Annotated in this window: 20 protein-coding genes; 14 read left to right on the forward strand and 6 right to left on the reverse strand. The window is 50.0% G+C overall.

Annotation, left to right across the window (positions count from 1 at the left end; genetic code table 11):
• The first annotated feature begins 129 nt into the window (after positions 1–129).
• Positions 130–1,086, forward strand: coding sequence for a sensor histidine kinase (locus HGH92_RS19320; protein ID WP_168872395.1), 957 nt, complete (start codon positions 130–132; stop codon positions 1,084–1,086).
• Complete coding sequence (locus tag HGH92_RS19325) at positions 1,083–1,808, forward strand: LytR/AlgR family response regulator transcription factor (RefSeq protein WP_168872396.1); 726 nt, start codon at positions 1,083–1,085, stop codon at positions 1,806–1,808. Before HGH92_RS19320 ends, HGH92_RS19325 begins: the two co-directional genes overlap by 4 nt.
• Here HGH92_RS19325 and HGH92_RS19330 read toward each other — a convergent pair.
• From HGH92_RS19330 to HGH92_RS19340, 3 genes are all read right to left on the reverse strand, one after another.
• On the reverse strand, positions 1,790–3,046 hold the full coding sequence (locus HGH92_RS19330) for an RNA polymerase sigma factor (protein ID WP_317166430.1): 1,257 nt from the start codon (positions 3,044–3,046) through the stop codon (positions 1,790–1,792). The genes HGH92_RS19325 and HGH92_RS19330 overlap by 19 nt on opposite strands.
• Positions 3,047–3,070: 24 nt before the next feature.
• Positions 3,071–3,424 (reverse strand): YciI family protein, encoded by a 354-nt coding sequence (locus tag HGH92_RS19335; RefSeq protein ID WP_078667623.1) that lies wholly within the window; start codon positions 3,422–3,424, stop codon positions 3,071–3,073.
• 137 nt (positions 3,425–3,561) lie between these two features.
• Complete coding sequence (locus HGH92_RS19340) at positions 3,562–4,896, reverse strand: TIGR00341 family protein (protein ID WP_168872397.1); 1,335 nt, start codon at positions 4,894–4,896, stop codon at positions 3,562–3,564.
• 159 nt (positions 4,897–5,055) lie between these two features.
• Here HGH92_RS19340 and HGH92_RS19345 point away from each other — a divergent pair, with 159 nt between their 5' ends.
• Both HGH92_RS19345 and HGH92_RS19350 read left to right on the forward strand, forming a co-directional pair.
• Positions 5,056–5,199, forward strand: coding sequence for a hypothetical protein (locus HGH92_RS19345; RefSeq protein WP_168872398.1), 144 nt, complete (start codon positions 5,056–5,058; stop codon positions 5,197–5,199).
• Positions 5,200–5,349: 150 nt separating this feature from the next.
• The gene (locus tag HGH92_RS19350; RefSeq protein WP_168872399.1) at positions 5,350–6,267 is read left to right on the forward strand and encodes a sugar phosphate isomerase/epimerase family protein; all 918 of its coding nucleotides are present in this window, start codon (positions 5,350–5,352) and stop codon (positions 6,265–6,267) included.
• Positions 6,268–6,328: 61 nt separating this feature from the next.
• On the opposite strand, the gene HGH92_RS19355 is transcribed toward HGH92_RS19350, so the two are convergent.
• The 3 genes from HGH92_RS19355 to HGH92_RS19365 form a co-directional block, all read right to left on the reverse strand.
• Positions 6,329–6,754 carry a VOC family protein gene (locus tag HGH92_RS19355; RefSeq protein ID WP_168872400.1) on the reverse strand — a complete coding sequence of 142 codons (426 nt, stop codon included), beginning with the start codon at positions 6,752–6,754 and terminating at the stop codon, positions 6,329–6,331.
• Between the two features lie 192 nt (positions 6,755–6,946).
• Positions 6,947–7,378: a VOC family protein gene (locus HGH92_RS19360; RefSeq protein ID WP_168872401.1), complete on the reverse strand. Its 432-nt coding sequence runs from the start codon at positions 7,376–7,378 to the stop codon at positions 6,947–6,949.
• Between the two features lie 106 nt (positions 7,379–7,484).
• Entirely contained in the window at positions 7,485–8,054 is a 570-nt protein-coding gene (locus HGH92_RS19365) for an RNA polymerase sigma factor (protein WP_168872402.1), read from the reverse strand.
• Positions 8,055–8,256: 202 nt separating this feature from the next.
• On the opposite strand from HGH92_RS19365, the gene HGH92_RS19370 reads away from it, so the two are divergent.
• The 10 genes from HGH92_RS19370 to HGH92_RS19415 all read left to right on the forward strand — a co-directional run bounded on the left by HGH92_RS19370 (position 8,257) and on the right by HGH92_RS19415 (position 25,119).
• Positions 8,257–9,249, forward strand: coding sequence for a FecR family protein (locus HGH92_RS19370; protein ID WP_168872403.1), 993 nt, complete (start codon positions 8,257–8,259; stop codon positions 9,247–9,249).
• A 44-nt stretch (positions 9,250–9,293) separates the two neighbouring features.
• Positions 9,294–12,749 (forward strand): SusC/RagA family TonB-linked outer membrane protein, encoded by a 3,456-nt coding sequence (locus HGH92_RS19375; RefSeq protein WP_168872404.1) that lies wholly within the window; start codon positions 9,294–9,296, stop codon positions 12,747–12,749.
• A gap of 17 nt (positions 12,750–12,766) precedes the next feature.
• Positions 12,767–14,128 (forward strand): RagB/SusD family nutrient uptake outer membrane protein, encoded by a 1,362-nt coding sequence (locus tag HGH92_RS19380; protein ID WP_168872405.1) that lies wholly within the window; start codon positions 12,767–12,769, stop codon positions 14,126–14,128.
• Between the two features lie 10 nt (positions 14,129–14,138).
• On the forward strand, positions 14,139–15,326 hold the full coding sequence (locus HGH92_RS19385) for a TlpA disulfide reductase family protein (RefSeq protein ID WP_168872406.1): 1,188 nt from the start codon (positions 14,139–14,141) through the stop codon (positions 15,324–15,326).
• 104 nt (positions 15,327–15,430) lie between these two features.
• Positions 15,431–16,666: a hypothetical protein gene (locus HGH92_RS19390; protein ID WP_168872407.1), complete on the forward strand. Its 1,236-nt coding sequence runs from the start codon at positions 15,431–15,433 to the stop codon at positions 16,664–16,666.
• 286 nt (positions 16,667–16,952) lie between these two features.
• The gene (locus tag HGH92_RS19395; protein WP_168872408.1) at positions 16,953–17,549 is read left to right on the forward strand and encodes an RNA polymerase sigma factor; all 597 of its coding nucleotides are present in this window, start codon (positions 16,953–16,955) and stop codon (positions 17,547–17,549) included.
• 113 nt (positions 17,550–17,662) lie between these two features.
• Positions 17,663–18,691 (forward strand): FecR family protein, encoded by a 1,029-nt coding sequence (locus HGH92_RS19400; protein ID WP_168872409.1) that lies wholly within the window; start codon positions 17,663–17,665, stop codon positions 18,689–18,691.
• A 33-nt stretch (positions 18,692–18,724) separates the two neighbouring features.
• Positions 18,725–22,279, forward strand: coding sequence for a SusC/RagA family TonB-linked outer membrane protein (locus HGH92_RS19405; RefSeq protein ID WP_168872410.1), 3,555 nt, complete (start codon positions 18,725–18,727; stop codon positions 22,277–22,279).
• 8 nt (positions 22,280–22,287) lie between these two features.
• The gene (locus tag HGH92_RS19410; protein WP_168872411.1) at positions 22,288–23,613 is read left to right on the forward strand and encodes a RagB/SusD family nutrient uptake outer membrane protein; all 1,326 of its coding nucleotides are present in this window, start codon (positions 22,288–22,290) and stop codon (positions 23,611–23,613) included.
• A gap of 24 nt (positions 23,614–23,637) precedes the next feature.
• Positions 23,638–25,119, forward strand: coding sequence for a TlpA family protein disulfide reductase (locus HGH92_RS19415; RefSeq protein ID WP_168872412.1), 1,482 nt, complete (start codon positions 23,638–23,640; stop codon positions 25,117–25,119).
• Positions 25,120–25,122: the final 3 nt, after the last annotated feature.

Here is a 25,122-nt window from a genome sequence, read left to right on the forward strand (position 1 = left end):
AGTGGGTGGGCCGCGTATTATTGGTAGACTAAATGAGCCGGTTGGTGTGGCGGATGAGGTATTTTGTTCACCGGCGGCGGTAATATAATGATGGGAATACAAGCGGGGCAGCAGAAAAAAATTACTTCGGTGTTGCAACATTTGATACCTGCGGCGGTAGTATATATGATTGTTGGCATGAATGACTATCAGCCGCAATGGCAGCCGCTGATGAAAGCACTGGCGACTGTTTTTATCCTTGCGGCGCCATATGTGAACCAGTATGTGCTGGTGCCCCGGTTGCTGCTGCGCTTCCGGTATTACGCGTATGCGGTGCTGGTATTGGCGTTGATCGCCTTATTGTTTGGCGTCACTGTCTGGACAGAACCTTTGCTGGCGCCAATGCTGAAGGCTGGTAAATTTTTTACGCCCTGTGATGTACAGGACATATTGGCGTTTTTTGTGATGATGTTATCGCTGGTGGCGGCTTCTACAGCCATACCGCTGTTCTGGCAATGGGTACAGGCCAGCTACCAGCGCACGGCGACGTTGGAGACGGAGCTGGAAAGCCTGAAGAAACAGCTGTCGCCACATTTTCTCTTTAACACGCTCAATAACCTTGATACGCTGATTTATGCGGACCAGCACCGGGCTTCGGCGGTAGTGCATTCGCTGTCACGGTTGCTGCGCTACCAGTTGTACCTGTCGGGCAGCGATAAGGTTTGTCTCCGGCAAGAGCTGGACTTCATGAAGGATTTCCTGTACCTGGAACAGCTGCGGCATGATGTGCTGGAAGTGCGTATCACAGTGGATGACGGCGCACAGGACATATTGCTGCACCCTTTTCTGCTGATGCCTTTTGTAGAGAACGCCGTTAAACATAACGATTATAACGGTGACGCCTATATTCATTTGCATGTTGCCGTTGATGCCGGTAAGCTGCATTTTATCTGCGTTAATCCTGTCTCGCGTTATACGGCGGCGGATGGCGGCGCAGGCCTGAAAAATGTATGCCGCCGGCTGTCGCTGTTATATCCCGGTGAGCATACGTTGCGCACGGAAAATAACGACGGTGTATATACGGTAGCCTTAACCTTTAATATATGAACTGTATTGTCATAGACGATGAACCGCTGGCACGTGAGAAAATCCGGTTACTGGCGGCACAGGACGTGTCCCTGCAATTGCTGGGCTGCTTCTCCGGAACGGACAAAGCCGCGGATTTTATGGAGCTGAACCCGGTGGAGCTGGTGTTTCTGGATGTGGAAATGCCGGGTGGCTCAGGGCTGGACTTTGCGCGGCAGCTGCCGCAGGACACACTGGTGATTTTTACTTCCGCTTATGCTGAATATGCCCTGAACAGCTACGATGTGAATGCCATCGATTATCTCGTGAAACCTGTACATGCGGCGCGTTTTGCGCAGGCGGTGCAGAAAGCGCAGGACTATGCGGACATGAAAAGGCAGCGCAAGCTGCAACAGCAGGAGGTGGCCGCCCTGCAGCAGGACCACGTGTTTGTACGGGCCGACAGGCGGCTGCACCGTGTCGTATTCAGCGATTGCCGGTATATAGAAGGCATCAAAGACTACTGCGTGTTGCATCTTTCCGATCGCAAACTGATGGTGGGCGTCAATCTGAAAGCCTTGCTGGAACAGCTGCCACAGGACATCTTTGTACGGATCAGCAAGTCAGTGGTGGTTAATTTCCGGCATGTGACAAGCCTGAACCATCAGGATGTACGGATTAACGATGAAGAGCTCATGATCGGCAATGCCTACCGCGAGCACCTGTTCTCGTTTTTTGTGGAACATCATGTTATCGGGAGATGATCTATTTTTTGTTGAATAGTCTGTTTTTCGGGTTGTGTTTTAGAGAGATGCAATGCCTGTTGCAGGTGTTGCAGCGCCTGCTGGTTGTCGATGCCGTGGTATAGCTCTCCCAGCAACGTATGATAATACGGATTGCCGGAAAGGCCCAGTTTCTCCGCTTCCGGAAGGGCGGCGGCATTACCTTTTACTTTAGAGAGGGCGAAGGTGCGATTGAGCGCCGCCACGGGCGAGTATTCCAGCTGTAGCAACCGGTTGTACAGGTGCAGGATATTGTCCCATTTTTCCGGCGTGTCTTCCTTGATGGTATGCCACCAGGCGATGGTGGCTTCGAGGTGGTACCTTGACAAGGAGCTGCCTTGTGAGGCTTCGTGCAGATAGTAGGCGCCTTCAGAGATCAGTTCCCGGTTCCATAACGCTTCGTCCTGGTCCTGGTAGAGGATGAGCGCGCCGTTTTCATCTTTGCGGGCCGGCAGCCTGGAAGCATGGAAGCACATCAGCGCCATCAGCGCGTTCACCGCCGGTGTATTGGTGAGCGGATTGTTCAGCAGCAGTTTGGTGAGGCGTATGGCTTCGATGCACAGCTCTTCCCGGACCACGGCGTCCTGGCTTTCGGAATAGTAGCCTTCGTTGTACAGCAGGTACAAGGTGGTGAGCACGGCGTTTAGCCGTTGGGGTATTTCGGCGGTAGCCGGCATTTCGATGGCGATTTTTTCGGTCCGCAGTTTTTCACGCGCACGGAACAGTCGTTTGTTGATCGTTTCCTTATTCGACAAAAAAGCGTTGGCAATTTCATCGATGCCAAAGCCACAGAGGATGCGCAGGGCAAGGCCTATCTGTGCTTCGGCAGGTATCACCGGATGGCAGATGGCAAACAGCATCTGTAGCAGGCTGTCGCTGATGTTCTGATCGGAGAGGTCCGGTTCGGGAGCAGGCACGGCAGCTGTTTGTTTCAGTTCGGGCAGGATTTTCTCGCGGAACATATGAGCCCGCGCAAAATAATTCCTCGCTTTGTTTTTGGCCACTACGTACAGCCAGGCGGTAGGGTTTTCCGGAATACCTTTGTAGGACCAGGTTTCCATGGCCAGCAGAAAAGTTTCACTGGCGATGTCTTCGGCCAGTTCAATATGTTCAATACCAAAATATTTACAGAGGACAGCAGATATCTTGGAGAACTCTGTCCTGAACAAATGTGGTATCAATTCCTGTTGCTGCATAACGGAAAGGAAAGCTCCTGCCACAGGGGCAGGAGCTGTTACATAAAGTTAATGCATATCTTCTCCCCTGATAATTTTTCTTACTTCTACCGTATTGCCTTCACCGCCTAATATAGGGCAGTCTTTGGCAAACGATGCCGCTTCATCGGCGGATTCGGCCTTTACAATAATATAGCCACCCAGCGTTTCCTTGATTTCTCCAAAGGGCCCGTTGGTGACCATTTTGTTGTGATGCACCACACGGGCGTCATCGAACAGCAGCCCGTTGCCGAGCACAAATTTGTTCTGTGCAGCGATGCCGCCAATCCAGTCCATGGTGGCTTTCATCCATATCTGCATTTGTTCGGGAGAAGCGATTTTTTTGCCATCCTCGTGGCGGAAAATCAACATAAATTCGTCCATGATGTGTCTGTTTTAATTGTCAGGAATATTGTTTTGGAACACCCCTTAACAAATGAAAAATATCAAATTGGACATCTGCCTGAAAAAATATTTTTTTTAACAGATTGGCGGTGCGAACCCGCCGGCAATATATGTTTTTATTGTATGACCAATTTAACGGAGTCAACCGACAGCCGTGTTTTCAGCCAGTTCTGCACTTTAATTTTTTCAGCCGGTTTTATTTTCCGGGAGAAGCCTGCCATTACTACCATACAAGTGTCCGTGTTACTGCTGTCGGACCGGCGGAATACCATGGGAGAGGCGGCATAATATTGACAATTGGGAAACAGGACTTTAAGCTCGCCGGTTAGATCAGGCGGGGGCGGCGGCGTGGTAACGGGCACATTGACCTGGCGGCTGCTGTCCTGCCGGAACACGTCTTCCAGTATACTGGCCTTGATCTGGGAGAAATCGATCTCCTGTTTTGCATTGAGCCCCTGCCTGACTACCAGTTGTGTATTGTACAGATGGTATTGTGGCATGATGGCGCGTATCCGTGCAATGGCCGTATCCGCCAGTTCCGCACCAATCAGTAGCAGGTTGATTTCACGCTGTTTGGGCTGGTAGAGGAAATTGCGGCTGACCACCTGGGTGTTGTTAAAGTTGAAGGCGTCCCGGACAAAATTCCGGGCATTGTTTTCAAAGATGCTTTTGTCTACAATACGATAAGCCAGATAGACGCTGGGAGTAACAGTAATGACAGTAATCAGTAGGATATAACGGGATACTTTCCGTTCATACTTTTTATCTTCAAAATGACGTTTTCTGAAGCGAAGAAAACGCACGATCAGGAAAGTGCTCAGGCAGATGAAGATGCTGTTGATAAAATAGAGGTAAAGCGCGCCGGCGAAATACAACAGGTTGCCATTGGCCAGTCCGTAACCTGCTGTACACAGCGGAGGCATGAGTGCGGTCGCGATGGCCACTCCGGGTATCACATTGCTTTTTTCCTGTCGGGTGGCCGCCACTATACCAGCCAGGCCACCCAGGAAAGCAATGAACACATCCCATACAGAAGGCGTGGTACGTGCCAGCAGTTCGGACTGTGCGTCGTGCAGGGGCGTAATCAGGAAGTAAAGGGTGGAAGTGGCTATGCTGATCATAGTGGCGATAAGCAGGTTGCGGCTGCCTTTTTTCAACAGGTCGAAGTCACTGATGCCCATGCCTAACCCAATGCCCATAATAGGGCCCATGAGCGGGGAGATAAGCATAGCGCCGATGATCACCGCTGTGGAATTGACATTGAGCCCAATGGAAGCAATAAAGATGGCAAATATCAATGTCCATAGATTAGCACCTTTGAACTCTGAACTTTTGGTGATACTGGTGATCACTTCCCCTTCATCGGCTTTGTCGGAGTTCAGGTTGAACCGGCGTTGTACTGTGATGCGTACTGTTCTCCAGATACGGGATTCCCGGAATTTTTTTGTCATAATTTAAAAGATGTAACAGACAGTTAATGGATTAACAATCCTGCGCCCGCTTTCGTTCACGCGGTAAGTTTGCAGGGAAAATCCCGTAAAAACGGGATTTTATGTCTGTCTGGGTTAGTATATATTGTTAGTATTTCTAATCACTCAAACCGGTAAATTATGAAAAAGAAACCAGCAGCCAAACTGAAACTGGCTAAACTCAAAATTGCGGCCCTCAGCCAAACCATGGTGATCGGAGATCAAAACCGCACCCTGCCAATTACGCAACACAAAACCTGCCCTCCGACTTATTGGGTATGTTAGTACTGTAGGCAACCTATTCATAAGCAATGGCAGCCGGCGTATGGGATATCCCATGCGCCGGCTGTTTTTTATGAAAAATTGATTGAATTGAGTATTTTAGGCAGGACAACCTTTTGTTTCCACGTCATTATCCTGTTAAACAATACTAACATGAACATTTCCAGAAGGAATTTCCTGCGGCAAGGCACCCTGGCACTGGCGGGGGCCACGCTCTTGTCCCGGCCGCTGCTGGCTGCGGGCGCTAAAAAAGAAGTAATGGGCATCCAGTTGTATTCTATCCGCGAGGATATGAAAAAAGACCCGCTGGGTACTCTTAAACAACTGTCGGCCATGGGTTACCGGAATGTGGAACATGCCAATTACGTGAACCGTAAATTTTACGGTTATGCCCCTACGGAGTTTAAGAAAGTATTGTCAGATCTCGGTCTTTCCATGCCCAGCGGGCATACCGTGCTTGGGCGCACCCACTGGGACCCGGCCACCAAAGACTTCACCGATGCCTGGAAATACACGGTGGAAGATGCGGCCACGGTAGGACAGAAATTTGTTGTCAGCCCCTGGCTGGATGAAAGCCTGCGAAAGAATTATGATGACTTCAAGGCCTATATGGACGTTTTCAATAAAAGCGGGGAACTGTGCCGTAAGTCAGGCATGAAGTTCGGTTACCACAACCACGATTTTGAGTTCAGCCAGGAACTGAACGGGCACAAACTGTTCGACCTGATCCTGGAAAATACAGACCCGGCGCTGGTGGCCCAGCAGCTGGATATTGGCAACATGTACCATGCCGGCGGCGTGGCGCTGGACATTATGCGTAAGTACCCCGGCCGTTTTGAGCTGATGCATGTGAAGGATGAAATCAAATCTTCCGGTAAAGGGGAGATGGGCAGCGCATTTGAAAGCACTGTATTAGGCAAGGGCGTTATCCCGGTGAAGGAGGTGATAGACCTGGGCCGCAAATCCGGTGGTACCCGCTATTTTATTGTAGAACAGGAATCTTACCAGTCGCTTACCCCGCCGGAATCCGTAAAGCAGGACCTGGCCGCCATGAAAAAATGGGGCTTTTAAACTGTAATACTACATACCGGCAGAATGGACATGACCGTTCTGCCGGTATGTTGAAGGAGTCTCAGGAGCCGGCAGCAGCTGCTGTCTTGCTCTCCAGGATATTCAGATAGTGAGGGTTGTACATAATGCCCAGAATGTTGCCGAAAGGGTCTGTAACAGAGGCGGTGACAAAACCATGGCCTCTCTCGGTGATAGGCTGGTATTCGGTGGCGCCGAGGGCAATCAGCCTGTCCAGCGTGCCTTTCAGATCATCGGTATGCCAATATAGCACCGCGCCGGCAGGACCGTTGGTGGCACCGGGAGGAGCGTAACGGCTGTCAATGATGCCCAGTTCATGCTGGTAATCACCGATGCGGAACTCTGAATAGCCCGGCACGTCAAAATAAGGCGCCATGCCCAGTAATTCGGTATACCATTGTTTGGCGGCTTCATGGTCTGCTGCGTAAAAACTGATGGTGGCTACTCCACGGATAGTTTGTTTGTTCATGGGTGTGTGTGTTTTGTTGATGATGATACAAAACTATTTCCCTGGTATGACAACCCTATGTCAGCAGTATTTCAACTTTTTTAAACTTTTTTTCGGGTGGGAAAACCAGCCGGTATATCCCCAAAAAAGAAGGGCCTTCTCCGCCGGAGAGGCCCTTTGTACTTTATATATGATAGCGTTTGTTTGCCGGAATTAGCCGCGCTGCGGGTCGTAGCTGACCATCCAGCTGACGCCGAATTTGTCTGTCAGCATACCAAAGTAAGAGCCCCAGAATTGTTTGGCCATTGGCATGGAGGCATTGCCGCCGGCAGACAGGCTGCTGTACAGTTTGTCCGCGTCCGCCTCACTGTCTGCCGTGATGGCGATGGCAAAGTTGGTCCCGTTGGTAACGGTGCCGCCCATATGTTCGGGTACGTCGCTGCCCATTAGTATAGACCCTTTACCGATTGGCAGGGCCACATGCATGACTTTGTTTTTTTCGTGTTCCGCTGGTGCATACTCCGGAGGGCTGTCGCTGAAACGCATAACGACAAGGAACTCGCCGCCAAAAACAGATTTGTAGAAATTAAACGCTTCTTCGCAGTTGCCTGAAAAATTCAGGTAAGGATTCAGTGCAGATGCCATGGGATTACATTTTTAAGGTAAAACGAATAGTATATAAAATTACATTCCGTGCATTGATTCGTAGCGGGGCATTCGTGACAATCAGGGGAGTATATTACGACATTTTTTATGGATGCAGCGAAATCAGCAATAAAATAACAATTCCTTCTCTTAATCTTTTGAGTGCTTTCCGCATATGTTGCTCTACGGTATTGACGGAGATGCCCAATGTATCGGCGATTTCGTGGTTGGACATATGTTTGTTGCGGCTCAACAGGAAAACGGTACGGCATTGATCAGGGAGGGCCTGTACCTTGTTTTGCAACGCTTTCAGCAGGTCGCTTTTATATAGCTGTTGGGTGGTGTCTTCCACCGTGGCAGGCTGTTGTTGGGCGGCCAGGGAAGTATGTTGCTCCCGTACCAGCACTTTGCGGAAATAATCGTACGTCTTGTGCCGCAGTATCACCTGAAGATAGGCAGCCACATTGTCGAGGCGGTATTCTTTTTTGTAGTAGAAAGCCAGCAGGCTTTCCTGTGCCAGTTCCTCTGCTGTGTAGCGGTCTTTGGTTTTCTGATAGGCAGTCGTTACCAGCTGAGGGAAATACCTGCGGTACAGAGAGGCAAACGCGGCCTCGTCTCCGCTTTCCCAAAGCGACAATAATGATTGGTCGTCCTTATGTGTTTCGTAATAATTCAAATCATTCAAATCAAAGCATCAACGGTGGCGGGATAAAGATAAAATCTTTTGTTAAAAATCTACCGGCGAAAAAAAATATATACGGAGAGTAACGGCAACGTTGTTGGCATTCGTCATCTATACATACCATCGTTTTTATTAAAATAAAAAATATTTGAACAAAGGGTAACGGTAGCGTTGTCCAGCTACGTCATATCCATATATGGAACAAGAGAAGCTTCATCAGTTACTTGAAAAATATCATGCCGGCCAGTGCAGCGAAGCTGAACTGGAAGCTTTGCAGCAATGGTATGAAAGCCTGGGAGGTGCGCCTGAGGCGCCTCACTGGAAGGTAACGGAGGATGCCTATCTCGGTGATCAGTATGCCATATTTCAGCAACGCGCAGGGCTTAAGCCTGTCGCTGGCGGCCGTCGCAGCTGGAAATGGGTGGCCGCTGCTGCTGCCGTTGTCGCCGTTTCCTGTCTGCTTGCCCGGTACTTTTATCCATTGTCTGTAACCAATACCCGTCAACCGGTGGCAACTGCCACGTCGCACCAGACGTTATTGCCGCCGGCGCCGGACGAGGCAGTCAGCTACGACCGGCACCTGGTACTGCCAGACAGTTCCGTGGTGTTGTTACGCGCCGGAAGTACGCTGGAACTGTCAGATTCCTTTAACCAGGCCACGCGCCTCGTCATCCTAAAAGGTGAAGCTTATTTCGATGTCCGTCATAATGCCCGCCAGCCTTTTATTGTCAGGTGTGCCAACGTATATACCTATGTGTTAGGTACCGCCTTTAATATTAATACAGCTGGAAAAGACCGGCAGGTGACCATCACCGTGACAAGCGGAAAAGTACGGGTGGAGCGGGAAAACAAGATCATGGCCGTGCTGACAAAAAACCAGGAGCTGATATGCCGCGACCACCAGCCAGCCATACCGGCCACTTTAGAGAACATCGCACCCAAAGTGGAGTGGATGGCCAAAGACCTGCTGTTTAATGAAACCAGCCTGGAAACAATCTGTCAGCGGCTGTCTGCCCGTTACCAGGTCAACTTTACTTTTGAGAGACAAGTGAACAAAGAAAAACGCGTCACTATTACTGATGCATTTTATGGGACAGAATCACTGAACGATATACTGGATATCGTCTGTACTACCCTTGGATATACCTATTCCGTTACAGGCAATACTGTAACTATCACAACGCTATAATCATCCGTACTACGGAATTCAAAAATCAACCAAGCCTTATTACCATGAGGAGAGTATGCCTGTTGCTATTATTTGCCTTGCATGTACACCTGGGCCATGCCCAGATCTTACAGAAAACCATCAGCCTGTCATTTGATCACCAGTCCCTGTCATCTATATTGACAGCGGCCGGAAAGCAGGCCGGATGCAAAATTTCTTTCCCGGCCGATGACGTGGCAGGCTGGGAAGACATGTCTATTCATTGTACCGCTAAGCCGCTGGGTGATGCGCTGGAACAGCTCTTGCTCGACACGGACCTCGGGTACAAAGCCCTGCCGAACGCCGTGGTGGTGTTCAGAAAACAAATATCACCGGCAGCGCGCCAGCAGGACCGCACTGTGATGCTGAAAGGTATCGTGAAAAATGAACAGGGCACCACTTTGCCTTATGTGACCATTGCTGCAGGCACCAGCGGTGTCATGACCACCCTCAACGGTGCCTACTACCTCCCCAATGTGGCTGCCAGGGCCAGCGTGCGGGTATCCTGCGTAGGCTATGAGCCCCGCACTTTTGTAGCGGAAGACCTGGCCTCCCTGTCTGAAGTGGTGTTGAAGTTGGGCCGCCACAGCCTGGGCGTGGTGGAAGTGAGCACCGCCTACCAGCGTATCCGCCCGGAACAGAGCACCGGCGCCATTGCGGCCATCGGCACCAAAGAATATGAGTCCCGTATCAGCACTGATTTTTTGTCCGGTATCCAGAACAAACTGCCAGGTGTCCTGATCAATAAGGATATTCAGTTTGAAGGAAACTCGCTGTTCCAGATCAGGGGCCTGTCCACTATTTCGGCGAACAAACAACCCCTGATCGTAGTGGATGGTTACCCTACGGAATTAACGCTGGACGCCATCAACCCCAATGAAATCAAATCCGTGACCGTGCTGAAAGATGCGGCTTCCGCAACTATCTACGGCGTTCGCGCTTCCAACGGAGTAATTATCATTGAAAGGAAACAGGCGGAGCTGGGCCGTACAAAATTTGCTTTTCGTACTACCCTGGGCGTTACCGGAAAAGAAAAATATAATACTTACCGCCTGGCGCCCAGCACGGCTGTCCTGAATTACCTGCGCGATTCCTATAAAGATGGCGCTGACATTCCTGCCGACTGGTCAGCGTACCGCACCTCCTACAATGTATACCAGCCAGGGTTCGATATTCTTCTCGATAAAAAAGCAGGTTATATTACACAAGCCCAGCTGGAAGAACGTTTCGCCGCATTAGGCGCCTATAACAATGCCGCTGATTACAGCCGGCTGTTTCTCCGTTCGGCGGTCAACCAGCAATATGACCTGAACCTCTCCGGTGGCACAGAGCAGGCCACCTACTATGTGTCCGCCAACTATACGGCCAACCGGTTCACCAAAATGAATAACAGCGACAGCCGGTTCCTGCTGTCCGGTCGGGCCAATTATAATTTTAATAAAAAACTTTCACTGGAACTCACTACTGACTACCTGGAAACAAAAAGTCTGCTGGCGCCGGTGCCGGATTTTATGGACGTGTACGGCTATGAACGATTCCGGAATGCTGATGGAAGCCCTGCGGCCATCTTCGTAGGGTCTAATATGAATCCGGTTTTTAATGATACCATTATTAAAAAGGGACTGTATGATAACATGAACTATCCCCTGGTCAATATGAACGAAATCAATGACAGGAACAGGACGGTGAATAATAAGGTGATCGCTAATTTTAATTACCGCATTGGTCATGGATTCAGTTTCAAATTCGGCGGTATCTATGAAAATTCCCGTTCCGATCTGAAACACTATGCCAGTGAAAAATCCTCAGAAGCGCGTCAGTACGTCAACGCTTATGCGGAACAAACGCCCACCGGCATTCTCTTCAATGTGCCAAAGGGAGGCTACATCAACCAGCAGAATGTCAGCGCCGTCAGCTATACGCTGAGGGCGCAGCTGGACTACAATAAAATCGTTCACGACGAGCATTCGTTTAACGTCATTCTGGGAGCAGAAAACCGGAAGGTAGTGGCGGAATCTTCTACCAGCGCCACTTTTGGGTACAACGACCAAACGCTGTTACAACAACCGGTGGATTATAACAAGATATTGACAGGCTACTGGGTCTCCAATTTTGCCGGGCGAAACCCAACGTTAATCTATGAGAAGCTTTTTGGAAAAGCCTACCAGGAAGACCGTTATGTTTCCGGATATTTCAACGGTGTATATGCCTTCAGAGGTAAATATTCACTGACCGGTAGTGTGCGGGTAGACCAGTCCAACCTGTTTGGTACAGACCCTCGTTTCCGCTACAAACCGCTTTGGTCAGTAGGTGCTGCGTGGAACCTCGACCAGGAGTCATTCATGAAAGGCGCAATATGGGTGGATGCGCTGAAACTCCGCGTGGCTTATGGTTTTAATGGCAACACGTCCAAAGCAAGCATTCCGCAGATCGTAGCGAAGTATGCCACCAATTTACGTACCTCACCTACTTCCACCGCGCTGAACCTCGCTTCTATGGAGAATGCCGCCCTGCGTTGGGAACAGACGAAAAACTTCAATACCGGCCTGGACTTCCGTTTTTTAGGGAAGATTTATGGCAGTTTGGATTATTATCAGCGTAACAGCGTGGACCTGCTGGCCGATGCGCAGCTGGACCCTACCAAAGGCGCCAGCAGCGCCAAACTGAATGCCGCATCTATCAGTAATCAAGGCATAGAGCTGAACCTGCATGCAGACTGGATCACCCGGAAACGGTTCAACTGGAATACCGGCATCGCGCTGGCCCGCAATACCAATAAAGTGCAAGACCTGTATGTGAATAACAAACTGTATTCCTATAATTACCTGACCAACAATTATGTAGTGGGGTATCCTGCAGGCGCGGTATTTAGCTATCGTTATGCCGGCCTGGACACCAACGGCCTGCCACTGATGTACAACGGCGCCGGAAAAATAAAAACACCCGGCTATGCGGCGCTCGATGAGGGCTTCAGTGACCTGGAATATAACGGTCCCGGTATTCCTGTCATTACCGCCGGTATCAGCAACCGATTCGACATCGGTAATTTTTATGTGTATTGTATGATCGATTATTATGGTGGATTTAAAACCAGGATACCTGCGCCTTATGTCAGCACTACCAGGCCATTGGAAGGGGCAGAGAATTATTTCCGTGAGAAAGGGGATGAACAGCATACAGACGTAATGGGGCTTTACCCTTACTGGTTGTATAATGCTTATCATTCTTATGTGTATAACTATGCTAACACCAGGGTTGTCAACGGTGCATATCTTGTGTTGAGAGATGTCACCGTCTCTTATAATTTCCGCAGGTTGCCCGCCATCCAACGGATGGGCTTTACCAACTTCGAACTAAAGTTACAAGCTTCCAACATCACTACGATAGGGCTCAATAAATACAATTACAGTGTGGCCACCGGTAGCTATGCCAGAAGATTTCTGGTGCCGACGTATACCATCGGCCTGTTCACCAATTTCTAATGTTTTAACAGTAACGTATGCGCAACAAATGGATCATCTGCGGACTGGCTGTACTGTTTACTACCGCCACCTCCTGCAAAAAATACCTTGATATAGCACCTGTCGGCAAGACCATTCTGACCAATGTGAGTGACTATGATTTGTTTCTGAACAGCCAGGACCTTACCGCCAGTGGCGCGCGGGAACTGAACTTGCTGGGAGACGACGTAGATGTGACCACGATACCCAAAACACCGGACAGAGTGGAAGACCTGATTTATCTGTGGAATGCCCAATATTCCACAGACACCAAAGTGCCGCCGGCTTTCTGGGGGAGGCACTATGGCAATATTTATCGTTTTAATGCCGTGCTGGTCGGCATCGACAATGCCGGTAACGGTACTGAACGCGACCGGCGGCGTATCAAAGCAGAAGCTTTGCTGGGAAGGGCTTTCGAATATCTTTACCTGGTGAACCTCTATGCAAAGCCCTACAATGCGGCCACCGCAGCCAAGGACCTGGCCGTACCTTTCGTCACCTCTGTGGATATTTCAGATGCCACGCCGCCGCGCAGCACTGTAGCAGAAATATATGATCATATTATTGGTGATATCAATGCGGCTATTCCTGATTTGCCCGCCAATAATACCGCCAACCACTTCAGGGGTGCGGTAACGGCTGCCAACAGCGTGTTGGCGCGCGCGTATCTGTATACCGGCCGCTATGAAGCGGCGGCAAAATACGCACGGCTGGCGATGGGAGACAATCCGCCTGCAATATTGGATTACAATACCATTGCTAATAAATCCGCTATTCCCAATATGGCGATACGACCGTTTGATTTGTACGCGCGTTACTCGACTAACGCTTCCCTGAAGGAATATCCTACTGTTGCTTTTCTGAAGATGTTTGATGTAAGCGATCTGCGGCTGAAATTGTTTTACGAGAACACAGGTGATTACACCTATCCTAAACGTGGTGTGGTGGCTTTTAACCCAAGCGGCGCTGTCGCCAATTTCGGTACCTGTGTGGAGGAGATGAAACTGATCATCGCTGAAGCGGCCGCCCGTGCCGGCAGATTGCCGGAAGCGCTGGCACAGGTAAACGATATCCGTAAATGCCGTATTAAAAAAGAAGCCTATCAGCCGTTATCGTCCACCGATGCGATGGAAGTAATGGGTTTCGTGATGCGTGAACGGCGGTTGGAGCTTGCCTATAAAGGCCTTCGCTGGATGGATATGCGCCGCCTCGACGCAGAGAACAGGATGCCGGCAGTATACCGGTACGATGCCAATAATGAAGCTATCGCCACGTTGCCGCCACATGGCGCCCGTTATACTTTACAGATACCTTTGGCCGTTTTACAGTTCAACCCGGATATGCCGCGGAATGATGACTAAAAAATAAATTATGGCAAAAACACTCATCTTCGGTGCGGCGTTGATAGGCACCATTTCCGTGCAGGCGCAGTCGTTCACCCTCCATGGAACGCTCGCTAAAAACACACTGGCCGTTAATTCGTATATCTACCTGCGTTATGAACAGCGGGGAAAGACCATACTGGACAGCTGCCGGTTACAACAAAACGCTTATCGTTTTCAGGGGAAAGTGGATTATCCGAAAGAAGCTACTTTGTTTCTGAAGGTAAGCGACAAAGATGCCCGATACTACCAGCAGACACGCCTGCTGAAGCCCTATGAGCACAGCTTCTATCTCGATGCTGCCAGCCTGATTGCAAAGTCTGATGGCGAGCTGCGGGAAACGCATATTACCGGCGGTGCGGCCGAAGCAGACAGGCAGGCCATAGAAGCCCTCCTGACGGCCATTTACCAGCGGGGAGAAAAAGAATACGGGGCGAAGCGGGAAGCGGCCCATAACCGTAAGGACAGTGCAGCCATTGCGGAAGTAACGAGAGCCTCCTACCAGAACGATGCTGAGCGGGAGGCCGCTAAGTTGCGGTTTATGCAGGAGCATCCGCATACCGGTATCATGCTGAAACTGCTGAACGAATATACCCGTACTAAAATAGATCCTGCAGTAATTGGCCCGCTGTACGAAGGGATGTTGCCCGCGTTAAAAGCATCTCCCGAAGGGACAGTTTATGGCCGGCGGTTAGCCAAAGCCCGTGAAACCGCGCCTGGTATGCCGGCCCCGCCGGTCGCGCTCAAAGACCGGCATGATAACCTGGTCACCCTGGCTTCACTTAAAGGCAAAGTGGTATTGCTTGATTTCTGGGGCAGCTGGTGTTATCCCTGCCGTATGAGTCATCCGCACCTGCGTGAGGCGTATGCCCGTTATAAAGATGCCGGGTTTGAAATCCTTGGCGTGTCCAACGAAAGAGGAGATACTGCTAAATGGAAAGATAACTGGACCAAAGCTATGGACGCCGACCAGATGACCTGGCTCAATGTGCTGAACAACGATGCCAGTACCGACAAAGACAAAGGTGTGCTGGAAGCTTATGACGTCAAAGCCTTCCCCACCAAAATACTGATAGACCAGGAAGGGAAAATTGTAGTGAAGCTGGTAGGCAATAGTGAAGCCAGCCGGGAAGCCCTCGATGCCCAGCTGGAGCGCTTGTTGGGCAAAGGACAGTAGTATTGTTTCAGGCGGCGGTAGCACTACGGCCGCCTGAATTTTTATTTTATAAAAGATGCTTTTGTCTTTATTGTACATTTGCTCCGTTAAAAAACTGCTGGCATATGAAGCGTGCAAATACGGGGGAGGTGGAACGGAGGTGGATCGCTGTCGCCCTGGTCAATCTGATGATCGTGGCATTATTGGGGGTACTGTTGCGGACAAATGCCCTGTTCCCTCTGCCGGGGATGCATTTCGGCAATTGGCTGTTTGCCCATACCCATTTCGCCTTCGGCGGATGGCTAACGCTTTGTTTATTTACCCTGTTGACCTACCGCCTGTTGCCTCCCGCTTACAGCGGTAAACGGATATATCCCCGCTTGCTGGCCGGTGTGCTGATCACGTCCGTGGGCATGTTGATAAGTTTTCCTTTCCAGGGGTATGCCCTTTTCTCCATTATTTTTTCCACGTTGTTTATCATCTGTTGCTGGGTTTTTGAAGTGATTTTTATCCGTGACCTGCTGAAAGCCGGCACAGAACGGTCCGTCACCCTGTTGGCCGTCGGTTCACTGGTATCGCTGGCCTTATCTGCCGCAGGCCCTTTTTACCTGGCTTATATGATGGCCCACCATCAGCGGGACACTGTCCTGTACCACGATGCCGTATATACGTACCTGCACCTGCAATACAATGGATTTTTCACACTGGCGGTTTTTGCCCTCTTTTGTCATCACCTCGGACCGGCGACAGCGGAAAAAATCCGTTATCGTTTTGCGGTGGTATTATGTGCCGCCGTTCTGCCTGCGATGTTTCTCTCTTATCTCTGGCATCAGCCACCGGTGGGCATCCGGATCGCGGCCGGTGTTGGCAGCGCCCTGCTGTTGATCGTACTGGCGCGTTTTGCGGAGCTGGCGCGCTCCGTAAAAGGAGAGCTGTATAGCGTCAATCCCCTGGCACGCCGTATCGGGGCGCTGGCCCTGATTGCCTTTGCGCTGAAAACCTTTGCGCAACTGCTGACCATTTTCCCGGCCATCGGCGATGCCGTCTGTACCAACCGCCCGGTGATCATCATGTACCTGCACCTGGTGATGCTCGGCTTCGTGACGCTGTATATTTTTGCCCAACTGCTGTACGCGGGTTATTTTACGACTATGAAGGTACTGGCCGGACTGGGGATGATCTTGTTTATTATCGCCCTGGTTTTTAATGAGGTGCTGTTATTCATGCAGGGGATGCCCGGCATATTTAAATTGCCACAGGAGGTGTATCTGTGGGGGCTGTGGCTGTCGGCTGCCGGGTTGCTGGCGGGAACGGGCATGGTGGCGCTGGCGGCGACGCGGTATTTCTTTAAAAGAGCGTAAAGTATTTTCATCCCGGTTATTTATTAATATAAACTACGTTTCACTCCTGAGGGAGCAGTTCGATTATAACCTGATGCTGAAATTGGACAGTTCAAAGAAAATAACGGCGCAAAAAATGGTTTACTCGAAGGAAAAGACAGAGCTCCGGAATGCGCTGGATTCGCTGGCGAATTGGTAGTGTGTTTTTTCCCTCCCATAACGTAAATTCGCCATGTCCATTTAACCATTTCCTGCCGAATGCGGAAGCCGGCTGCGATGAGACGCTTTTAACAACGACCCGCTTATCATGAACGAACTGGCAGCTCAACCTATTACATGGTGGAAATCTTTCCTGGAAGGGGATAAAGACGCTTTGTCCGCCCTCTACCGGCATTATTTCCCGGTGCTGTATGAGTATGGGGTACGGTTGCACGACCAGGAGGAGCTGGTAAAAGACTGTATCCAGGACCTGTTCGTGAAACTCTGGACAAACCGCAGCACTTTGCAGGAAGCGCGCGACCCGCGTCTGTATCTGTTGATAGCCCTGCGGGGCGGTATTTACAATAAGCTGAAGCCGGCAGGTGTCCGCAAAGTGATTCCTTACGAAGCGCACCACGATTTCCGGCTGACATTCTCCGCCGAATCGGCTTATGTGAAAAAAGAGGCGGCAGGGTTGCAATCGAAGCAGCTGCTGGAGGCACTGGAGAAACTGAGCGCCCGTCAGAAGGAGATCATTTACCTGCGCTTCTATGAAGAAATGGAATACGAAGACATTTCCGCTGTCATGGGAATCACTGTCAAAGCGGCCTATAAACTGTATGCCCGTGCCATTGAAGCGCTGCGGGGCATATTGAACATATCCGTGTCTGCCCTGCTGGTGTTGCTGGCGCAGCATAAAGCCTGATCATTTCTCTACCACCTAAAAAAAATAAAAAAACTTTCAAAAGCGTGGGGTGTTTTCAACCGTTGTGGCTGTCCTATATGCCTGGTATGTCAAAAAATTAAAAGAGAAAGGTATTGGACTATCATCAATTTGATAAAAACGACTTCCTGGAAGATGCTTCCCTGCTCGCTTATGTGAAGGGCGATGACCCGGTCGCCGTGCGCTTTTGGGACGATTGGACACAGCAGCGGCCACCCAATATCGGGGAGTTCAGGAAAGCGGTGTTCCTGTTGCGCCACCTGTTGTCTGCCGAAAGGGTGAATGCCCGGCCGGGAACGGAGCAGGAGGTATGGGAGCGTATTTCACAGGTGATAGACACCGCAGCGACCACGCCGGCGCGCCGTATCGGGCTGCGCAGATGGGTGGCTGCTGCCGCTGTATGCCTGCTGCTGGCGGGTGCTGGCATAGGCTACTACTTCTACCGTTATAACGCCACGCAAACGGTGTACGCCGCCTACGGAACAAAAAAACAGATCATCCTGGAAGACGCCTCCGTGGTGACGCTCAATGGCAATTCCAGCCTGCGGTATGCCCTGCACTGGCGTAAAAACAGCCCGCGTGAGGTATGGCTCGATGGAGAGGCCTACTTTGAGGTACAGCATCTGAAGAAAGACAATCTTCCGCTGAAAGCCGGCGAACGTTTCCTGGTACACATCGGACAGGTGGACGTTGAAGTGCTGGGGACCACTTTTAATGTAAAGGACCGCCGCGGTATTACGACCGTGTTCCTGAAAAACGGAACGGTCAAAGTGGGGGCCAACAAGGCGGAAGGCCTGGTGATGCAACCAGGGGAGGAAACGGAATACCACCAGCAGGAGCGCCTGCTCATTAAACATCCCGGTGACGCGGACGCAGCGGCGGCCTGGATGGACAATAAAATGGTTTTGCATAATACGGCCGTCAAAGAGATCGTCCAGGCACTGGAAGATGCCTACGGGTATAAGGTGGTGCTGACGGACACGGCTGTCGCCAACCGGAAAATCAATGGTGTCCTGCCGTTAAAGAATACTGAAACATTATTGTATATATTGTCCAATATGCTGGATGTAGAGATAGACATCCATAAAGAAGACAGTACGCTGCTGTTCAGGCCCGGAAAATAGTATTGTAGAAAAAACGTTAACCATTCCCTTTCGATGAGAAAAATGCTACTTGTTTGTAGTTTCCTGCTGTTGCTGTCTCTGGTCACGTGGTCTGCCGCGGCGCAAAAAAAGATGTCGCTGATCGAGGCGCTGGACAAGGTTTCGGCTGCTCTTGGCACCCGTTTCGTATATGAAGCGTCCCTGCTGGCCAACAAAACTACGACCGTTGATCTTTCTGACCTGAAAAACAAACCGGTGGAAGAGGTGTTGAAAGCCATCCTCTATCCCCATGACCTGTTGTTTTTGTATGTAGATAAAAACCACTATACCATTGTGGCGCGGAAAAATAAACACTCCGGTAATATAGCGCAGTTGCAGCCTGAAGACGATGTCTCTCTGCCCGGTGACTCCATGCGGCAGATACGGGGCAAGGTACTGAGCAACTACAACGAACCACTGGCCGGTGTTACACTCAGGGCCGGCCGTTATGCGGCGGCCACTAACAATGAAGGCGACTTTACGCTCCGTGTAGGCAGTACGGAAACAGCCCTGGATGCCACTGCCATCGGCTGGCAACCCGTGCATGTTGACATCTCCCCGAAAAATGGCGCCTGGTACTCTATCACCATGCAGGCCTCTACCAGCCTGCTGAAAGAAATCGCCATTGTGTCTACCGGCTATCAGAAAATTGAAAAATCACAACTGTCCGGAGCAGCCACCGCCATGTCTGCAAAGGATTATGACCAACGTACAGCCGTTACCGGTAACTTCCTGGAAAGTCTGGAAGGGAAAGTGCCGGGACTGGTGTACAACAGCATATCCCGCGAACTGTCTATCCGTGGCGTATCTACCTTTGATGCGGTAAAACGCCCGTTGATAGTGGTCGACGGATTTCCGACCGAAATAGATATCACTACCATCAACCCGAACGACATCATATCGGTGTCGGTGCTGCGTGATGCCGCCGCCGCGGCTATCTACGGTGTACAGGCATCCAACGGCGTCATTGTTATTGAAACCAGGAGGGGCAAAAGCGGCAAACCGGTTTTTAGCCTGCGTGCAACCTATGCCATGCAGGCTAAACCGGATTTTGGTTACCTGCACTATGCAGGCTCACAGGAGTATGCTCAGCTGATGAAAGACCGGGTAAACCTCGATGGTTATTCCCGCCGGCAGGTCCGAGCAGGCGCACCGATTGATCCGGTGTATGAATTGCTTTTTCAGGTAAAGGAAGGCACGCTGACAGCCGAAGAGGCTGACCGCCGGATTGCCGGTATCACCGGCTACAATAACATGGCAGACTATAAACGCCTCTTTTACCAGACAAGGTATGCCCGGCAGGTTGACTTTGACGTGAGTGGCGGTAACGAAAAAAGTACCTATCTCCTGGGCATTAACTATGTGGGGGAAACGCCTGTGGAAAGACGTGCTGACAACCAGCGTTTTGTCCTGAATTTCGCCAATACGTACAAGTTTACCGACCGATTCTCATTCGATTTTCGCGCGGTGTATAACAATAGCGCCAACAAAAGCGGTAACACAGTACCCTATACGGACGTATTACCGCATCAGCGTTTTACCGATGAACAGGGAAATCCTGTCGCTTCAGTTTATGGGCCCCAGCGAGAAGCTTTTTTTTCCCGGAGCGTAGCGCAAAACGAGAAAATAAAAGCTTACGGCCTCTACGATCAGCTGTATTATCCTTATGGAGAATTGTTTGCCACTACCAACAAAATCAACCTGTCGGCCATACGCCTGCAGGGCCGGCTCAATACAGTGTTAACCAAATGGCTTTCGCTGGACCTGGGTGGGGCTTATGAAAATCAGCTGACAACTTCCAGCGTATTAAAGACAGATAATGCTTATGTTGTCCGTAAACTGATCAACACCAGGGCAAGGAAAGAGCCTGTCACCGGAAAGCCGCTGTATATTGATATTCCGGATGGGGATATCTATACACTGGACCACATAAGAGGTGTCTCCTATACGGTCCGTGGCCAGTTAAATGTGAACAGGGACTTTGATGGCGGTAAACATAATATCTCGGCCATCGCCGGTATAGAGCAACGGAAACGGACAGAGTCCGGCGTAAAAAGCTCCTACTTTGGATATGATGGACAGTCGCTGCTCAGTAAACCTGTCAACATACAATCGCTAACAGGAAATAAGGCCCCGGAATTCAGTGAAACCGGCACGATGGCATCTACTTTTTTCCCGGAAGATTTTTTCGGGGAAACCAGCCTCGACAGAAGGTTTATGTCGTACTACGCACAGGCAACCTATATCTACCATCATAAATACATCGCCACGGGCAGTTTCCGTATAGATCAATCCAATCTCTTCGGTGCTGATCCTGCCTATAAAAACAAACCGTTATGGTCGGCCGGCGTCAGCTGGCGCATACATGAGGAGAATTTCATGCAGCCGGTTTCCTGGCTTAATCATCTTCAGCTACGTATGGCCACCGGGTTTAATGGTAACGTGCCTTCCAGTATCAGTGGCCCTTTTTTGTTGCTGGGTGCCGGGATCAACGCAGTGCCGGCTGTGGCAGTGCCGCAGTATCTTGTATTGTCGCCGGAAAATCAGTCCATCCGTTGGGAAACAACCCGCAATTTCAACCTGGGGATTGACTATGCATTGTTTGATAACCGTATCTCCGGCTCGGTGGACATCTACAATAAAAGTACGAAGGATGTTTTTGGCGAAATGTCTGCCGATCCTACCACCGGCTTTAATTCATATCGTGCCAATACAGCGTCAATCCGCAACAGCGGTCTGGAACTGATGGTGAACAGTATTAACATAAAAGGCCGGCATTTCAACTGGCAAACACAACTCACCGCCTCTTTTAATCATAACAAAGTATTAAAGGTAATGGCCGCTGAAAGTGAGGCTTCTGTCGATCTGATAGCAGGAACGCAGCTAAGGGAAGGGTATCCTGTTAATCCCCTGTTCAGCTACCATTATGGGGGGCTTAATGAACTGGGCCAGCCATTTGTGTATAACCGCTTCAATGAGAAAAAAGTCATGAACAGGTTAGACGATAACATCGTAGATGTAAGCTTTGAAGATCTGGTTTTTAATGGTACCGCCACACCCAAGTACGCGGTGGGGCTGAACAACCAATTTTCACTGGGCAGCTTTGATCTCTCTTTTCTTTTCATGTACTACGGAGGCCATGTGATGAGAATACAACCCCCTTCTTCCTATGACGTTACTACCACCTACCGTTATCCATTGCAGGGAGCGGCCAACTACTGGAGAAAGCCCGGTGATGAAACGCATACCGATATACCCGGCTTCCCGAAATACAATCAGCCTGGCGAATTTAACTACACAGCCATCTATGGTTATACCTATGCTCACAAATTCGTCCGGAAGGCCGACTATGTCCGGCTTCGCGATCTGATACTGACCTATAACGTCAAATCGGCTTTCCTGCAGCGGAATGGATTGAACCGCACTCAGCTCCGGTTACAGGCGCAGAATATGTTTCGTTATACCTTCAGCGGAAATGATATCGACCCTGAAGCCATAGACCGGGTGACGGGCGTCCGCAGCCTGCCGGTGGAACCATTTTATAGTTTTTCTTTTTACACTAACTTCTAATACTGTTGATGATGAAGAAAATTTGGACCCTCGCACTGATAACAGTATGCATCTCCTGCAATAAGTTCCTGGAAGTAAAACCCAAAGGGGTCATCATCCCGGAAAAACTGAAAGACTTTGAAGGACTGCTGAATTCACAAACCATGATATTCAGTTTTCCGGAGGCGCTTTTATATAGTACAGACGACTATTATGGTGTATACAACGAGCAGGAAAAAAATATGCAGGCAAATTGCTATTACTGGCGATCAGATATTGATGCCAACGACCAGATCAGCCCGGCCATATGGGGGAGCGGTTATGAAATTATTTACCGGGCCAATGTCATCATCAACAACGTGATGAAGGCCACCGAAAGCAATGAACAGCAGCGCCGGCAAATATTGGGAGAAGGAATGGCTGCAAGGGCAGAAGCCTATTTTACCATGCTCACCGCTTTTGCCAAAGCCTACAATCCGGTCACCGCTAAAAATGATCCCGGCCTGCCGCTGGTAACCAACACGAATGTGACAACACAGGTGCCGCAGCGCTCCTCGCTGCAAACAACACTCGATTCTGTCATCCATGATCTGCAACTGGCCGTTACCATGTTACCGGAACAAAACATCAACCGCTTTCGCTGTACTAAATATGCAGCCTGCGGTATGCTATCAAGGATATATCTGTATATTGGCAACTATGGGGAAGCAGACCGGTTTGCCGACAGCGCTCTTAAAGCGCGGCACGAACTGCTGGACTACAATAATTTTCAAAGCTGGGAGGATTTCCCTGTGACTGATTTTAATCCTGAAATTTTGTGGCAACGAGGTAGTTATGATTATATGGTGCCCGGCGGGATGCTGTATGCTGACACCCTGAAAAGTTTGTTTCGGGAAGGAGATCTGCGATACAGTTACCTGGCAAAGGAATCGCCGGACGGACTGATGAGGGGAATCACCCCCGGAGCTCCTAACTTCGGCATTACCTTCCCTGAATTATACCTGACCCGCGCCGAAGTAGCAGCCAGAAAAGGGAATATTCCCGCTGCCATGGAATTTGTAAATTTCCTTCGGAAAGCCCGCATTGAAAAGGATGCGTTTACACCTTCCACAGCTACTACCCAGGAAGAAGCCCTGGACATCGTACTGGCAGAGCGCCGCAGGGAACTCGCCTTCGGCGGCCAACGCTGGATGGACATGAAACGACTGGACCACGAAGGCAGAATGCCTGCCGTCAAAAGAGTGAACAGGGAAACAGGCGCGGTGATTGCCGTTCTCGAACCTAACAGCAGGCACTATACGTTCCAGATACCGGTAAGAGTAAGAAAATTTAATCCTGGTATGATCATCAACTAACCTAAGCCAATAAAACGCCATTTTATGAAACCCTGGTTAAAAAACACTGTACTGAGCATAGCCGCCACCGCCGCGGCTTTTCCAGCGTTCAGCCAGTCAACGGTCAGCGGTAAACTGCCGCCCGGTCAGGAAACAAGCCTGAAACTCTCACAGCCCGGAATGGAAACACTGGAAGTGCCGGTGGACAAAACCGGTAAGTTTTCGTTTGCCACCGGCAAATTGCCTAAAGGCATCTATCAGCTGGACAAGATAGGCCCGGTGTACCTCGAGCCCGGCTATGCCCTTGAAATAACCGGGGAAGATGATAGCTACCGCTTCAAAGGAAAAGGCAGTACGGAGAATAACCTCATCCGGGAAGTAGGCAACCAGCTGAAAGCATATGTACCCATGTCCGGGGAAGATTATCTCTATTCTTTTTACATGTGGGACCTACCTGAATTTCGGCAGAAAATGAATGCCTGGCGACAGGCGGCGGCTAAAACGGTGGAAAAATCAGGCAACCCTTATTTCATCGGACTGCAAAAGGCCGCAGTGGACTTCCGGATAAGGACCATCACGCAGGACTGGTGGATAAACTATGGTGTGGACTCTGTAAAACAAATTGCGTTTCAACAGTTGCTGGAAACACCGCCTGAGCCAGAAGATACCATGCGGGCGGCAAAGTTCAGAACAGCCTACGATGCAATGCACCTGAAGAAATTGACAAAAGAAGAAAAGAATGTACTCGATTCGCTGATGTATGAAGGCTGGGACATGAATAACGAAGACTGGTTCCGCAACGTAGCCGCTTATCGCGATGTACTCGACGGTAAGATTGCCAACATTACGTACGCCACTTACCAGAAAGAGTTAATGGCCGGTGCAGAACTGGACGCGTTAAAAGCCAACGTGGTGGACACTAAAATAACTTCCCCCTTTATCCGCGGGTACTATCAATATCTTCAGGCGTCCGCCGTTATTAAAAGGAGCGATGATGTCAGCAATATAGATTCCGTGTATAAAAAATTTATGGCGGAGGTGACCAATGATGTCTACAAAAAGAAAATCAGCGAGGCTTACGATAACTTTAAAAAATATGGCGATAACCAGCCTGCCCCTGATTTTGAATTTGAAAACGTCCATGGCGCAAAAGTAAGGCTGAGCAGCCTGAAAGGGAAATACGTCTACATCGATGTATGGGCCACCTGGTGCGGCCCCTGCAAAAGAGAGATCCCGGCTCTTACTGCTATCGAAGAAAAATTCGCAGGGAAAAACATACACTTCATCAGCTTGTCTGTAGACCGTCAGTCAGATAAAGAAAAGTGGCAGGACTTTGTGAAGGAAAAACAACTGAAAGGGGAACAGCTCATCACAGACAACGATTTTAATGCGGATTTCATCAAAAACTTTAATATCAATGCTATTCCCAGATTTATATTGATCGGGCCTGACGGGAAAATTGTTTCCGCCAGGGCCAAACGGCCATCAGACCCGGGATTACAGGAGCAGTTGAATAGTTTGCTATAAATG

Source organism: Chitinophaga varians (genome assembly GCF_012641275.1).
Lineage (GTDB): Bacteria > Bacteroidota > Bacteroidia > Chitinophagales > Chitinophagaceae > Chitinophaga > Chitinophaga varians_A.